This is a genomic window from Microbacterium luticellae (genome assembly GCF_050408645.1).
Taxonomy (GTDB): domain Bacteria; phylum Actinomycetota; class Actinomycetes; order Actinomycetales; family Microbacteriaceae; genus Microbacterium.
The window spans coordinates 59,025-72,644 of record NZ_JBNTKE010000005.1 but is presented as its reverse complement, the minus strand read 5'-3'; the positions used below and the strand labels follow the sequence as shown (position 1 = coordinate 72,644).

Sequence of the window (13,620 nt, the reverse complement as noted above, 5' to 3'; positions counted from 1 at the left end):
GGTGGTCGAGCGTGACTTCGGTGGCTGACAAGACCCTCCTGCTCTTCTCGACGTTCGCGCACATGCAATGGCAGGTCGATGAGCTTGCTCGACGCTGCACGGGCGTTGATGAAGCTGTCCGCGCGGCGTTCGAGGAGGTAGGCCGTTGGAACCCCGATCAGGTGATCCGAACGTGGCGGAAGCGCAATCAATCGTTCCTACATGAGATGAGGGACAAGACCTGGTTCAACGAGGAGAGTTGGCACGCACTCGTGCTGTCTACGCGTCTCAACGATCAGAGCCGACCGCTGTTCTTCGAGTTTTATTCCGAGCGTGAGTTGCCGGAGGAGGGACGGCACGGTGAGTTCGTCGCGACCTACTTGCAGGTGAAGCGCCTGCGGGACTTCCTTGCGCACAACATGTACTTGAGGGCTTCATCCGAAGAGGAACGGTTGATGGTGACGTGGTTCCACGACACGGCGTTCGGCAGATGGATGGAGGAGGACAAGACTCGCCTCAACCTGACCTTCATGACTGAAGCAGTCGAGGTCGCGGGTTGGCTCTCGGATGTTGCCGCTTGGACGATGTGGCGGCTCGGTTGGAACGGGAGCGCGAAGATCAAGGACTCGAACGGTGTCGTGTTCTCCGATGAGCACGCCCCGACGCTATCTCCCCCTCATGAGCTTGGGGTGCCAACCGACGAGCGCGAGGAAGAGGCGCAATAGCGAGTAGCGCCCAGAGGCTCGCTGGCACCTCGCTCGTCTAGGTCGGAGCCGGTTTAGCCCGATCGTGGCGATCGCCGCCTCGGTTGGCTGGGTTGATCCCGACTTCGCTACCCGCCAGTTTCGTCGTAGCGTCGGCGTGTCCCCGCGAGAGTATTGGCGGATCAGCAGGCGACCACCGCAGCCAACCTAGACGGAGTAAGACACTGGATGACCTGATTCGGCTGTGAGCGGCCGGCTTCGACTGCTCAGGTGTCGAGTGTCCGAGTATCGGCGAACGGGTCCACGACGGTGTGGACTCCGTGGATGGGGCAGATGAACGAAACGCCGACGCGGTCGCCGGCGCTGTCGAACGGTGCTGGATTGCAGTCGCGCCCGCACTGAGGGCAGATGCGGTAGTCGTCTCCATCCGGCATGAGCATGATTCGAGCCTATTGACCAGTCCGGGAACAGAGCTTATGTCCCGAGCCCTTATGACCCGATGGTTGCGTAGCGGGCGGACTTCATCGCGTCGCTTCGCCGGCGGACACGGCGGCGTTCGGAGGCTTCGTGGACGTGGGCGCGGATCAGGTGGGTGAGGCTGACGGGCCCGTTGAGGATGAACTTGAGTGCGTTCCAGATGAACAGGATCACGAGGAGGTTGAGCCAACCGGGGCCGCCGTCTGCGATGAGGTTGGTGCAGATGTTCGCGGCGAGCAGGTAGGGGGCGGCGAGGAGCATCGCGGGTAGACCCCATTTGAGGCCGCGGCGGGTGCGGATGCGATCGAGCAGGATGTTGGTGGGCATGTAGCGGCGTAGGAAGTAGCGGGTGCGGACGCTGGCCGCCCAGAGCAGTCGGAGCATGGTCGGGCCTCTCATCAGGACGTGTTTCTCCGTCGAGGAGGCAGAAACTTTGATGAGTGGCCCCGAAGGGACTGTCCCGAAGGACCCGCAGAGATGTGAAACGCTGCCTCCCTTCCAGGGTACGACTTCCCGGCGACATTCGTAAGGGCAGCCACGGGTTCGGTCCGGTTGTGAGCGACTACAGCCTCGGTCCGAGCGGTCGCGTCGTGGCGCGTCGAGGCTGTTCACGTTCGGTTCGGCCAGTATCGGCCAGGGCGCGGGCGCGGTCGAGGGCTGCGCGGGCGCGGGCAGCGTCGATCTTCTGCGCGTCGTCCTCGGCCGGGGGACCCAACGGTGAGGCATCCGTGATGCTGTAGCGGTCGCGGTACGCGATGACGGTACGGGCGGCCTGCCGCCACGCGGCCATGGTTCGGGACTGCTTCGGTGGAGAGCCGAGAGTCTTGGTCCAGCCGTCGTGTTCGGTGAGCGCCGCGTCTAGGAGTGCGTCGGTTCGGGCCTCGATGAGGTCGCGTCGCTCGGTCAGCGCGTGGCGGAACTCGGCGCTCATGGTGCCGGTGGCCTCGGGGATGAGCCCGGCGATCAGCCGCGGCGTCTTCTGGGTCCGGCCCGATCCCGCAGGCCGTTGTGTCGCGCGGGTGAGGCGGTAGTGGAGGACGGCGGCGATGTCGTCGGCGTCCCGGAACCCGCGCGCTTGCACGAGGCGCGGCACCAGGTTCTCGATGTCGTGGTGGTTCGCCTCGGCACGGCGCAGTTCTGCGGTGAGTGCCCCGAACGCCGGGGAATGGATCGCGGACTCGGTCTCCTCGTCGGTGAGCCCGGAGGAGGAGATGAGCGTGACCCAGCGGTCGCGTTGCGCGGAGGCGGCGATCGTCTCGTACTCGGCGGCGAGCTGGCCGATGTTCGCCCAGGCGTCTTTCTCGGCGGTGATGGTTTCGTGTGCGGAGAGCTCGGCGCCGACGTGTGAGAGCACGCCGAACAGCACGCTTCGTGCGGTCGCTTCGGTGTTGTCGCCGGGGTGCGGGCCGTCGTGGGAGGCGTCGGGCTTGTCAAGGGCGACGTAGGCGAGGTTCGCATCCCGGCCGCGGGTGAGCGCGACATACAGGTTCTCCCTCGTCATCGCGGCGTCGACCAGGACGTGTGAGGTGTCCACGGTGATGCCTTGTGCGCGGTGAGAAGTGACGGCGTAGCCGAGGTTGAGGTGTTCGGCCACGTAGTCGGCGGGGAGGACGACCGATCCTCCCCAGCGGGCCGTGGCGCGACGCAGCGTGAGCGACCCGTCGTCTCGGACCTCGGTGACCGTCCACCTGTCCCCGTTGCGTACCCACCCGCGGCCGGCGCGCAACCTTCGGTCGTTGCGGCGGGTGATGACGGAATCGCCAACCGCGGCGCGGGTGCCGTCGTGGAGTTCGACTTCGCGGCGGGGGTTCACGGTGCCGTCGATGATCAGGTCGGTGCGGGCACGCTGGTTGAGGGCGAGGACGGATTCGTTCGAGTCGGAGACCAGCACTGTCGCGCGTCTGGTCTGCCGGTCGGCCCGCCATGCGGCGTAGGCGGCATCGACCATCGCCTCCGTGCCTCCGCCGTGGATGCGGTCGTGGTCGAGGTAGGTGTCGATAACCTCGGTGCGGCCGTGCCGCAGGCCCAGAGAGGCGGTTTTCTCCCACTCGTTGGCGAAGCGGTACACGTCGATCAGTTCGGGGGCGTCGTCGCGGTCGTGGACGAGGAGGGAGAATGCGCCGCCGGCATCGACGGACTGGAGCTGTGCGTGGTCGCCGACCAGCAGCACCTTCGCGCCGGTTTCGGCCGCGAGGTGGGTGATGCGGTCGAGGGAGAGGGTACCGGCGAGGGAGGCTTCGTCCACGATGACGAGCTGCCCCGGGCGGAACGTCTTGCCGGTCGTGAGGTGGTCCTGCCACCACTTTGCGGTGTTTTCGGTCTGGATGCCGAGGTCGTCGGAGAGGACCTGCGCGGCGACCGCGGACGGCGCCAGCCCGACCACGCTGCCTGCCCCACGCTCGTGCTCCCACGCCCGCCGCAGCGCGGACATGGCCGTGGTCTTGCCCGCGCCGGCAGGGCCGACAAGGACATCGACGAGCCGGCCGGAGACAGCGACCTTCGCCAGCGCGGCGGCCTGGTCGTCGCCGAGGGTGTGGCCCTTTCGGTCCGGTCGCGCCGCGATCTTCTCTACGGTGGCGAGCGGGACGGTCGGGCCGGTGGTCGTGCGGGCACGCTCGAGGAGCCGGTCTTCGGCGGCCAACAACGTCTCGGAGGAGAACACCGCCGAGTGCTTCGGCCGGAACACGCTGGTCCCGTCCGGCCGGCGAAACACCGCCGGGCTCGATGCGAGCTCGGGCGGTGTCAACCGCAGGGAGGCGGCTTCGGCGGCGTCCACGACCATGCCGACGATCGCTTCCCGATCCATTGTGGACGCGAACCTGTAACGCATCGTCTGCCGGGCCGCTTCGGCCGTGAGGTTCCACCGCCGCCACGTCGATCGCTTCTCGCCCACGACATCCACGACCGACTGCCCGAGCGTGCCGATCACGTCCAACGGCACGTCATCAGCGCGCAGCAGCAGAGGCGCGTCGTTCGCCATCACGGTGCGCGCCCATGAGGTTGCGTTCTTCCCGAGAATGCGCCCCGCCCGCGCCCGCCACTCGGCAGTCAGGTCCGCGAGAGAGCGGACCTGCTTCTCCGGGCGGGTGCTGAGCGTGGCCTGCGCGCGGAGCTTGATGATCGTCGCCGCAGACGGCTGCCGACCATGCCGGGCGACGTACTCGGCGATCAGCCGATCCTTCTCGACCTCGATGTGCCGAGACCGGGACGAGAACTCCGCCACCAGCTCCTCCGGCACCGACGCGACCGCCCAGGCCGGGTTGCGGTCGCGACCCATCTCCCGCGCCTCCCACTCCACACCGAACGTCCGGGTCAGGTGGTCGGCGAACACCGCCTCGTGCAACTCCGAGAGCGCGACGGTCGCGGCGTGCATCGGCCGCCCGTCGAGAGAGCGCCATTTGCCGTCGAGGACGGTCTGCACCTTGTTCGAGATGACGACATGCGTGTGCAGGTGCGGGTCACCGGCGCGCGAGTCGTAGTGGTCGAACGCGGTGGCGATCAGACCGTGGACATCGACCTGCGCAACCGCGCCGTCGCGGCCGGTTGCACCGGCACGGGTGGCTGCAACCTCCCGCTCCATGAACGCAACCACCTCCGCAACCGCCGAATGATGCGCGTCTGCAATGAGGGCTTGCGTCCCGGCGTCTGAGACCGCCCACAACACGCTTGCGGACTTCGGGATCGAGAATGTGAAGTCGTAGCCGGCGACCGCGCGGCGTGTCCCACGGGCTGCCTCCTCGGACTGGATCGCCGCCGCCTCCGTACGGGCGAGCGGCCCGAGCGTCGGGTCGAGGGCCGAGACGCGCTCAGCGACTCGCTCGGCCACCGGCCGATACTCGGGGTACGCCCGGCCCAATGGTGCCCCGGTGATCGGGTCACGCCCCATGCCGACCAAGAGCTGGAGCTGGGCTTCGGAGACCTGATCGCCCTGGGCGATCTGCCCGCCACCGAGAGTCCTCACGCCGGAGCCGAGCCAGAAACCGGGCGGGCTTCCCTCCTCGGCGTAGTAGCGCGTCAACGGTGTCGAGAGCGACCTGTCACCGTCGCCCGCAGCGACGGTGCGCAGCAAGTACTTGTAGCCATCACCCGCCGACATCACACGCATCGAGACCGTCACTCAGGTCGCCTCCCTCCGCTCACTGAGGAGGTGAGCGGAGGCGGTCTGTGACATCAGATGCGACACGACGAATCACGCGGCGCCCTCGATCTGCAAGACGCGTGGCAGCTCAGAAGCGGGGACGTGGCGACGGCTCCGGGAGTAGACGGCGGGCGGGGTCGACAGGGACCTGGGAAGCGCGGTGAGCACCTGGCAGGTGACCAGCCCGGCGTCGAACTCATGTGCAGGAGACCGCCGGGGTCACCCGATCCGGCGGAGTCCGCATGTCAGAAATCGAGAACACCAACGACGGTCGCCTACGGGTCGGGTCGCTGTTCTCCGGCTACGGCGGACTCGACCTCGCCGTCGAGGAAGTCTTCGACGCCCGCACCATCTGGTTCTCCGAAATCAACGACCCCGTCGCCCGCGTCTTCTCCCACCACTGGCCCGACGCCCCCAACCTCGGCGACATCACCACCATCGACTGGAGCAACGTTCCCCCGGTGGACATCCTCTGCGGCGGGTTCCCCTGCCAGGACGTCTCCACGGTTGGGAAGATGGCCGGCCTCGCTCCCGGCACTCGCTCCGGGCTCTGGGCGCACATGGCGGCGGCGATCGACGCCCTGCAACCGGAGTGGGTTGTGATCGAGAACGTGCGCGGGCTGCTCTCGGCACCCGCGATCCGCCCGCCCTCGGAAGGAGACGACGATGAGAAACGCAACCCCTACTCAGCAACCCCTGGCGACGTGGAACCCGACCCGTGGGATATGGGAGCAACCGCAACTCGACCTCTTCGGGCGGCGGGCGCAGTTCTGGGAGACCTGGCCGACCTCCGGTATGACGCGCAATGGATCGGTCTACCGGCTTCCGCTATCGGCGCACCCCACCCCCGATTCCGGGTCTTCATCCTTGCCCACCGCGCTCTTCCGCACACCACTCGCGTCGGACGCCTCACGCGGCGGGGAGAGTCTGCAACGGGTGAAAGCGCGTCGAGGCACGATCGCGCTCAGTCATCAGATCATCGACCTCGCCCTCCACGGACCCAGCGGGTACCCGCGTTCCGAGGACCCCGAGAGCCTATGGACGTTGATCGGGGAGCTCTTCGACGCTGGGGAAGATACGCCGAAGCCGTGACCCGATGGGAGCACATCACCGGCCGTGCTGCACCGTCGCCGACGCTTCTGAGCGACGAGACCGCCCCGCGCCCCGCCCCCGCGTTTGTGGAATGGCTCATGGGGCTTCCGATGGGTTGGGTAACAGATGAGTGTCATGACCTGACCGTGGCCCAGCAGCTAATGGCTCTAGGAAACGGTGTTCTCCCGTCGCAAGCAGATCGAGTTCTTGACCATCTACTTAATGTTTCCCTGAACGCGGCGCAACAAGGTTAGTTCAGGCGACCCCTGATTACGGGAAACACCACTATAGATTTGGCCATGTCTCTCTCGCGAGGATGACTGCGTGCACCCGGTCTCGGAGGTGAAGCTTGGCGAAGATCGAGTTGATGTGCGATTTTACGGTGCTTTCTGCGAGATGCAGTTTGGTGCTGATCTCTTCATTCGTGTGTCCTCGCCCGATTTCGATGAGTACATCGGTCTCTCGTCGGGTGAGTTCCGCAAGGGCAAGAGCGTGCTCACTGTCGCCTAGCGCGTCGTCGCCCGTGCGGTGGCTTGTGACGTAGTGATCGATGAGTTTCGCGGTGAGGCGTGGGTCTACGACTGCGGCCCCCGTCGCGACGGTTCGCACGGCGTCGATGAGGGCTTCGGGTTTGGTGGATTTCAGCAGGAAGGCGCTAGCCCCTGCCCGCAGGCTTCCGAACGCGTACTCGTCAAGGTCGAAGGTCGTGAGAACGATGGTCTTCGTGTTCGGGATGCGCTCGCTGATGATCTTCGTGGCCTCGATGCCGCCCATTCCTGGCATGCGGATGTCCATGATGACGATGTCAGGTTGTCGTTCGATCAGGATCGGGATGGCTTCTTCGCCGGTTGCCGCTTCTGCGATGACGGTGATGTCGTCGGCGGAGTCCAGGATGAGTGCGATGCCTGTGCGTTCGAGTTCTTGATCGTCCACGACCGCGACGGTCAGTGCATTTCGCGTTTCTGATTGAGTGTCGCTCATCGTCGCCTCGGCTTCGTCAGCGGCAGCACTGTGCGGGTTTCCCAGCCGCCTCCGAGTCGTGGGCCTGCGTCGTGGGTGCCGCCAAGCGCCGCGGCGCGCTCGGCCATGGCGCTCAATCCGGCCCCCGATCCCAGGCTCTGTGCCGGGGGTCCGGGGCGACCGTCGTCGGTCACAGTGATCGTGAGGGTGTCGCCGTCTCCGGTGATGCGTACTGCAACTTCGCCTGGCTTGTCGGCGTAGCGGAGCGCGTTCGTGAGTGATTCTTGGACGATCCGGTATGTGGCGTTCTTGAGCGTCAGGTCATCGGAGGGGAACCCGGTTTGTCTGAGCGTCACGGGGAGCCCTGTGGCACGAAAGGTGTCTGCGAGTTCTTCCAGCGTGGGCAGATTGTGCCCTGATCGGTGGAGGGCCTTGTCGAGATCGCTGTCCCCGGAGCGGAGGACGTGGAGGATGGTCTGCATCTCTCCGAGCACGGTTTCTCCGACGTTCCCGAGTTGTTCGAGCGCGGCGGTTGCTCGTTCCGGGTGCTTCTGCCAGGCCGCCCGCGCACCGCCGGCGAGGGCGATCATGACGGTGACGGAGTGGGCGACGACATCATGCATTTCGGCAGTGATGCGGCTGCGCTCGTTCGCGGCGGCGGCTTCGATTCTCGTGTTGACGAGAGCGGCGAGGGTTTCGCGCTGCTGCCGTCTGGATCGCACGGCAATGCCGAGGAACAGCGCGGCGAGGAGGAGCGGTTGCACAAGGGTCGGAGAGAGCTCTCCGAAACCGATCCACTGCCGGAGTGCGGCTGCGGCGAACGGTATGCCGAGGCTGAGTCCTAAACCGATCAGTGCGTGTGTCAGCGGTCGCAGGGAGGCGACGGTGTAGACGACGACGAACGTTTCGATCAGTAGCGGGCTGAACCCTGGTTGCACGAGAGGACTCATGCTGGCGCACGCGACGACTATCGCGAGAACGAGGAGCGGGTGGGTCCGTCGCCACCACAGCGCGATCCCGGTGGCAGCGGTGAGTACGAAACCCGCCCAGGCATACGGGGGCTGGATCAGCACCAACCCGATACACGCAGGTGCGGTGCATGCGAGGATCACGAGGATGTCGATGATGCGTGGATGATGGCGCACCCATTCCAGCGGTGCCCACAGAGACGGGGAGAACGCATCCGCCTCAAAGGGCGCCGCCTCCCGCCCCTCTGTACTCCGCACGGTCGTCCTTTCCTGTGACCTCATTTTAGCTTTGTGACCTCGGGGATTCTCTGGCTACGCGTCTCGCAGCTTGAGTGTGAGCCCGGCGATGATGAGTGCCCCGAGCGCCCAGATGCTCATTACTCCATACCCTTGCCAGCCGGTGAGACCAGCCCCCGATTCGATGGTGCTGATCAACAGGCGACCCGCGACGCTGGGGAAGAACTCGACGGCATTGCGGATGGCGTCGACGGGGATCGAGCGGATGATCTCGGGTAGGATGCTCAAGAACAGGACGGGAACGATGATCGCGACGATGACGTTGCGGACAAGGAACGCGAAGCCGGTCACGAATACGGCGACGCCCGCGAGATACAACCCGGACTTGGCGGCGAGGAGCAGCGCGTTCTCCCAGGTGAAGTCATAGCTCACGTCTGAGTTCGCGAGAATCGCGACCGGTGTGGCCTGTGCCAGCAGCGCCGCAACGAATCCTGACGCGAATCCGAGCACGGCGACCGCGAGTGCTTTTGTCGCGAGCACGGTGAGACGACGCGGCACGGCGAGAAACGTCTGCTTGATCTGGCCCGAGTTGTACTCGCTGGTGACGAAGAGCGCGACGATCACCGCGAAGAGCATCTGTACCCACAGGATGCTGTCGATGAACATGATCGGTTGGACCTCGGTGAGCGAGGTCCCCGGTGCGCGGTTATCGCTGGGGGAAGCGAAAGACAACGCGAGCATCGAGGCGGATGCGGGAACGAACAGCGTCATGATGGCGATCAGGATGCGGTTCGAGGTCAAGGTGAAGAACTTGACGAACTCCGCCGTGAGTGAGCGAAGGAACGTTGCGCGGTTACGCAGCAGGTTCGTTGATAGAGACGGGCTGTAGGTGGTCATAAGAGGGTTCTCCGATGTGGGGTCGAGGTCAGGTTTCAGGCGTCGCGACGCTGCAGGAGTGCCGTTCCGGCTCCCCAGAGTGCTACTGCCCAGATGGCGAGCACTCCGAGGCCACCCCAGGGCGACAAGGCACTTGTTCCGGTGTCGGGGGCGAAGATCATCTGCCCGGCGATGCTGGGGAGGAACGTGATGACGTCGCGAATGATCTCAAGCGGTACTGCAGCGAGCAGCAACGGGGCAACTGTGAGCAGCACCAGGACGGTTACGAGAGTTCCGACGGGGTGACGGATGAGGAACGCGAGGCCGATGGCCAGCACGCAGGTGCCAGCGAGATAGAGGCCGGAGCCCACGACGAGCTGGGCGACGAACTCCGTCGGCAGATGAGTTTCAATGGCGTTCTCTCTGCCGACGAGCCAGCTCGCGAATAGTGCGATGCCGGAGGCCGCCGAGCCGAGAAGCAATCCGATCAGCGCGAAGACGAGCGCTTTTGCTGTTGCGACAGAGGCTCGCGCCGGGACAGCGATGAGTGTCGTGCGGATCGCGCCCGAGGTGTACTCGCTCGTCACGGAGAGCGCCGCGACAACCGCGAGAAGCACCCCGCCCCACACGACCCCCTCGTGGAGCTGACTCGCAAGCAGCACAGGGTCCGCGACATCGCCTTGCACGATCGTCGTCGTGAGTCGAAGCGCTGCGACGGCGAGCATGAGCAGCATCGCCGCGATCACGGTGAGCCACTGTGACGGCAAGGTGGCGAACTTCACCCACTCCGACTGCATGACGCCAAGGAACCGGACTTCTCCGGACGCTGCCCCCGTGCTCGAAGAGGGTTTCGTGGAGGCGATGAGGCTCATCGCTGCTCCCGTGGGTCTGATGCGTCGGTGGGAAGCGCGGATGTGTGTTCGGACTGGTACTGCACAGATTCGCGGGTGAGATCGCGGTAGGCGTCTTCCAGGCTGCGCTGGATCGGGGTGACCTCAAAGAGCACCAGTCCCGCCCCGGCCGCGGTGGTTGCGATCTGCTCCGCGGTCAAGCCTTCAACGTCGAGATAGCCGGAGCCGTCGTATTTTGTGGTCACGTTCGGTGCGGCGAGGACCTGGGCAAGTCGCCCGGCATCCGGGGTCTTTACGCGTACGAGATCGCCAGCCTGGACGAACTCACTGACGGGCGCGTCTGCGAGGATCTCACCTTTGCCGATGACGACGATGTGGTCGGCGATCAATGACATCTCTCCCAGGAGGTGCGAGGACAGGAATACGGTGCGTCCTTCGTCCGCGAGTTCGCGAAGTAGGTTCCTGATCCAGGTCACACCGTCGGGGTCGAGACCGTTGACCGGCTCGTCGAGGATGAGGGTGTGCGGGTCGCCGAGGAGCGCAACGGCCAGTCCGAGGCGCTGGCCCATGCCGAGAGAGAACCCGCCGAGCCGTTTGTTCGCCACGCTGGTCAGACCCGCGAGGTCCAGCACCTCATCGACACGTCGACGGGAGATGCCGCATGTCGCTGCGACCGTCCGCAAGTGGTTTCGTGCCGTGCGCGACTTATGCGCGGATTTCGCGTCGAGAAGCGCCCCGACCTCCCGCAGTGGGGCACGCAACTTGGCGTAGGTTCTGCCTCCGATGGTCGCCGAACCGGAGGTGGGGTGATCTAGCCCGACGATGGCGCGCATCGTCGTTGATTTCCCAGCACCGTTTGGTCCGAGAAAGCCCGTCACTTGCCCCGGTTGGACCTGGAATGAAGCGTCTTTCACGGCGTATGTGGAGCCGTATCTCTTCGTGAGATTGCTGACTTCGATTGACACTGCGGGGTTCCTCTTCCTGTCGAGCGAGACCGTGTGCACCTGGTGGTGGCGGTGTCTTCACGCTACGAATTGACGCCTCCCCAGGGGCACCACCCACGGGTGGAACTGTCGCTTGTCGCGACGTTCGGAACTTCCACCCGTGGGTGGTGCCTCGAACGATTCGGGGTTCGTAGCGTCGGAGGTATGTCGCGATGGCGGCATCTCGAAGTGTGTGCAGGCAGGAGCAGTTCATGACGGAGCGGAAGCAGGCGCGTCTTCTTCATGCCAGGAACGTTGAGGTTCGCTATGGCGACACAGTCGCGCTGCACGATGCGACGATCGACGTTTTCGCTGGCGAATCCGTTGCGATCATGGGGCCGAGCGGATCAGGGAAGAGCACTCTTCTGCATGTCCTCGCGGGGATCATCCATCCCCAGTCAGGACGAGTCACGCTCGCAGACGAAAAAGGCGGTACGGATGTCGATATCACCGGCCTCTCGGACGACGACCGTTCGTCGCTTCGGCTCCGCCGGTTCGGATTCGTCTTTCAACAGGGCCTCCTGATTCCTGAGCTCACAGCAGCGGAGAACGTCGCGCTTCCGCTTCTGCTTACCGGCCGGTCTCGTCAAGAAGCCTTCTCCCGCGTGCATGAAGAACTCGCGGCGCTGGGGCTCGCGGGACTTGAGAACCGTCGTATCGGGCAGCTCTCTGGCGGACAGGCGCAGCGTGTTGCTGTTGCTCGTGCGCTCATCCATCAGCCTCAGATCGTGTTCGCCGACGAACCCACTGGAGCGCTCGATTCCCAGACCGCTGGGGAGGTTCTGACTCTCCTCATCAACGAGAGAAGAGGGCACGACTACGCGGTGGTCATTGTCACCCACGATGAACGGGTCGCCGCGCGGTGCACCCGAGTCATTCGGGTCTTTGACGGGCGCATCGACAGTGGAGCGGGTCAATGACAGCGCTGTGGATGCTCCTGCGCCCACGCCGGCACTCAGGTGTCATGGCCTGGCTTCAGATCGTCGCATCGGCAGTAGCGACGCTGCTGTCGTTCACTGTTGTCACGTTCGCAGTGCGTCTCTGGGCGGTGCCCGATGAATCGGGGGCGTACCGCGTGCTGGCGGTCGCATTGTCGGGTCTGCTTCTCGTTCCACTGCTCACGCTCGGAAGCGCCGCCACCCGGCTCACTGTTCGCAGCCGTGACGAGAGACTTGCGAACCTTCGGCTTCTGGGTGCGTCAACACGCATCGTTCAGGCCGCGTCCGTTGTGGAAGCCACGGCGCTACAACTGTTCGGCGTCGTCATCGGTGCCGTGCTCTCCGTACCGGTGCCCCTCGCTGTCGCGCACCTACCGCTCGCGAACGACACTTCGGCTGTCGAGACAGCATGGCTTCCTGTATGGGTTACCGTCGTGCTCCTGTTCATCCTGGTTTCCCTGGCACCCATCAGCGCGATGATGGGCCTTCGTCAAGTGGTGCTCAGCCCGCTCGGAGTGGCGAACCGCACCAATGCTCCTCGAATGAGCTGGGTACGACTCGCTATAGGCGCTGCCGCCCTGGTGAGCGGCATACTCCTCACGCAGTTCGCTTCGCCGAACTGGGGCATCACAGGAATCGTCATCGGATTCACGATCGCCGTGCTCATCATCATGGGCGTGCTCGGAATCGTAGGGCCGTTCGCGATCAGCCTCACCGCACGTCGACGCGCCAACACCACATCCGACGCAGCACGGTTGATCGCTGCGCGTCGCAACCTGGAAGACCCAAGAACCGCGTGGCGAGGAGTATCGGCAATCGCGTTGACCAGCTTCATTCTGCTTCCCAGCGGTGCAATGCTCGGCTTCCTCAACGCGGTCGAACGCAGCGACTCCGTGCTCACCCACGAACAGATCATGCTGTTCGCGGATGCCCGGACCGTGCTGTTCATTCTTGTTGCCATCTCATACGTTCTCACTGCTTGCCAGATCGGTATCACTCAGACCGCAGCGATCATCGAAAACCGGGAACTCTACGTCGCGCTCGACCGAATCGGCATGCCGCGACGCGAAATGGACCGCGCCCGCAAACACCAAGCTGCGGGTCCCGCCATCATCGCTATCGCCGGTTCCGCTGCTGCTGCCGCCGCGCTCACCCTTCCGCTTCTCCTGGTTGCCACGACCAACTCGCCGCTCTTCGTCGCCGCGACGCTTGTCTTCCTCGCGTGCGGCGTACTACTCGTGCGAGTAGGTGTCTCGGCAGCTCGTTCAACCCTTAGCCGTGTTCTGGCGGCGCCTTCGCGGGGCGAGTGAGTGATCGAATCTGTCACCAGTTGCGCTCAGAGATTCCATCCATCACTTGGACCACGAGGACGGACGATGGTCGTGCTCGGAGGACGTACTCGCCGGTAGAGGCCCGG

General features: G+C 65.0%; 12 protein-coding genes. 4 read left to right on the top strand and 8 right to left on the bottom strand.

What is annotated here, in order from left to right; genetic code table 11:
• Nucleotides 1–11 precede the first annotated feature (11 nt).
• Entirely contained in the window at nt 12–704 is a 693-nt protein-coding gene (locus ACQUSW_RS12120) for a hypothetical protein (RefSeq protein ID WP_428932564.1), read from the top strand.
• A 245-nt stretch (nt 705–949) separates the two neighbouring features.
• Here ACQUSW_RS12120 and ACQUSW_RS12115 read toward each other — a convergent pair whose 3' ends face one another.
• The 3 genes from ACQUSW_RS12115 to mobF form a co-directional block, all read right to left on the bottom strand.
• Nucleotides 950–1,123 (bottom strand): hypothetical protein, encoded by a 174-nt coding sequence (locus tag ACQUSW_RS12115; RefSeq protein ID WP_428932563.1) that lies wholly within the window; start codon nt 1,121–1,123, stop codon nt 950–952.
• A 49-nt stretch (nt 1,124–1,172) separates the two neighbouring features.
• Nucleotides 1,173–1,544 (bottom strand): sulfate permease, encoded by a 372-nt coding sequence (locus ACQUSW_RS12110; protein ID WP_428932562.1) that lies wholly within the window; start codon nt 1,542–1,544, stop codon nt 1,173–1,175.
• A 178-nt stretch (nt 1,545–1,722) separates the two neighbouring features.
• Complete coding sequence (gene mobF, locus ACQUSW_RS12105; protein ID WP_428932628.1) at nt 1,723–5,265, bottom strand: MobF family relaxase; 3,543 nt, start codon at nt 5,263–5,265, stop codon at nt 1,723–1,725.
• Between the two features lie 275 nt (nt 5,266–5,540).
• On the opposite strand from mobF, the gene ACQUSW_RS12100 reads away from it, so the two are divergent.
• A complete protein-coding gene (locus ACQUSW_RS12100) occupies nt 5,541–6,644 on the top strand; it encodes a DNA cytosine methyltransferase (protein WP_428932561.1) in 1,104 nt (367 codons plus the stop codon).
• A 31-nt stretch (nt 6,645–6,675) separates the two neighbouring features.
• Here the strand turns inward: ACQUSW_RS12100 and ACQUSW_RS12095 are convergent, their stop codons facing one another.
• From ACQUSW_RS12095 to ACQUSW_RS12075, 5 genes are all read right to left on the bottom strand, one after another.
• Nucleotides 6,676–7,371 (bottom strand): response regulator transcription factor, encoded by a 696-nt coding sequence (locus tag ACQUSW_RS12095; protein WP_428932560.1) that lies wholly within the window; start codon nt 7,369–7,371, stop codon nt 6,676–6,678.
• Nucleotides 7,368–8,576, bottom strand: coding sequence for a sensor histidine kinase (locus ACQUSW_RS12090; RefSeq protein ID WP_428932559.1), 1,209 nt, complete (start codon nt 8,574–8,576; stop codon nt 7,368–7,370). Before ACQUSW_RS12090 ends, ACQUSW_RS12095 begins: the two co-directional genes overlap by 4 nt.
• A 54-nt stretch (nt 8,577–8,630) precedes the next feature.
• The gene (locus tag ACQUSW_RS12085) at nt 8,631–9,356 is read right to left on the bottom strand and encodes a hypothetical protein (RefSeq protein WP_428932558.1); all 726 of its coding nucleotides are present in this window, start codon (nt 9,354–9,356) and stop codon (nt 8,631–8,633) included.
• 131 nt (nt 9,357–9,487) lie between these two features.
• A complete protein-coding gene (locus tag ACQUSW_RS12080) occupies nt 9,488–10,303 on the bottom strand; it encodes an ABC transporter permease (protein WP_428932557.1) in 816 nt (271 codons plus the stop codon).
• Nucleotides 10,300–11,247 carry an ABC transporter ATP-binding protein gene (locus tag ACQUSW_RS12075; RefSeq protein ID WP_428932556.1) on the bottom strand — a complete coding sequence of 316 codons (948 nt, stop codon included), beginning with the start codon at nt 11,245–11,247 and terminating at the stop codon, nt 10,300–10,302. Before ACQUSW_RS12075 ends, ACQUSW_RS12080 begins: the two co-directional genes overlap by 4 nt.
• 230 nt (nt 11,248–11,477) lie before the next feature.
• Between ACQUSW_RS12075 and ACQUSW_RS12070 the strand changes: the two genes are divergently transcribed.
• On the top strand, nt 11,478–12,185 hold the full coding sequence (locus ACQUSW_RS12070) for an ABC transporter ATP-binding protein (protein WP_428932555.1): 708 nt from the start codon (nt 11,478–11,480) through the stop codon (nt 12,183–12,185).
• A gap of 44 nt (nt 12,186–12,229) precedes the next feature.
• Nucleotides 12,230–13,513 (top strand): ABC transporter permease family protein, encoded by a 1,284-nt coding sequence (locus tag ACQUSW_RS12065; RefSeq protein WP_428932554.1) that lies wholly within the window; start codon nt 12,230–12,232, stop codon nt 13,511–13,513.
• Nucleotides 13,514–13,620 lie beyond the last annotated feature (107 nt).

Excerpts from the sequence above, each read along its gene's own strand:
- mobF (WP_428932628.1), bottom strand. The coding sequence starts at position 5,265 with ATGCGTGTGATGTCGGCGGGTGATGGCTACAAGTACTTGCTGCGCACC.
- ACQUSW_RS12110 (WP_428932562.1), bottom strand. The coding sequence starts at position 1,544 with ATGCTCCGACTGCTCTGGGCGGCCAGCGTCCGCACCCGCTACTTCCTA.
- ACQUSW_RS12070 (WP_428932555.1), top strand. The coding sequence starts at position 11,478 with ATGACGGAGCGGAAGCAGGCGCGTCTTCTTCATGCCAGGAACGTTGAG.
- ACQUSW_RS12080 (WP_428932557.1), bottom strand. The coding sequence starts at position 10,303 with ATGAGCCTCATCGCCTCCACGAAACCCTCTTCGAGCACGGGGGCAGCG.
- ACQUSW_RS12065 (WP_428932554.1), top strand. The coding sequence starts at position 12,230 with ATGGCCTGGCTTCAGATCGTCGCATCGGCAGTAGCGACGCTGCTGTCG.
- ACQUSW_RS12095 (WP_428932560.1), bottom strand. The coding sequence starts at position 7,371 with ATGAGCGACACTCAATCAGAAACGCGAAATGCACTGACCGTCGCGGTC.
- ACQUSW_RS12100 (WP_428932561.1), top strand. The coding sequence starts at position 5,541 with ATGTCAGAAATCGAGAACACCAACGACGGTCGCCTACGGGTCGGGTCG.
- ACQUSW_RS12115 (WP_428932563.1), bottom strand. The coding sequence starts at position 1,123 with ATGCTCATGCCGGATGGAGACGACTACCGCATCTGCCCTCAGTGCGGG.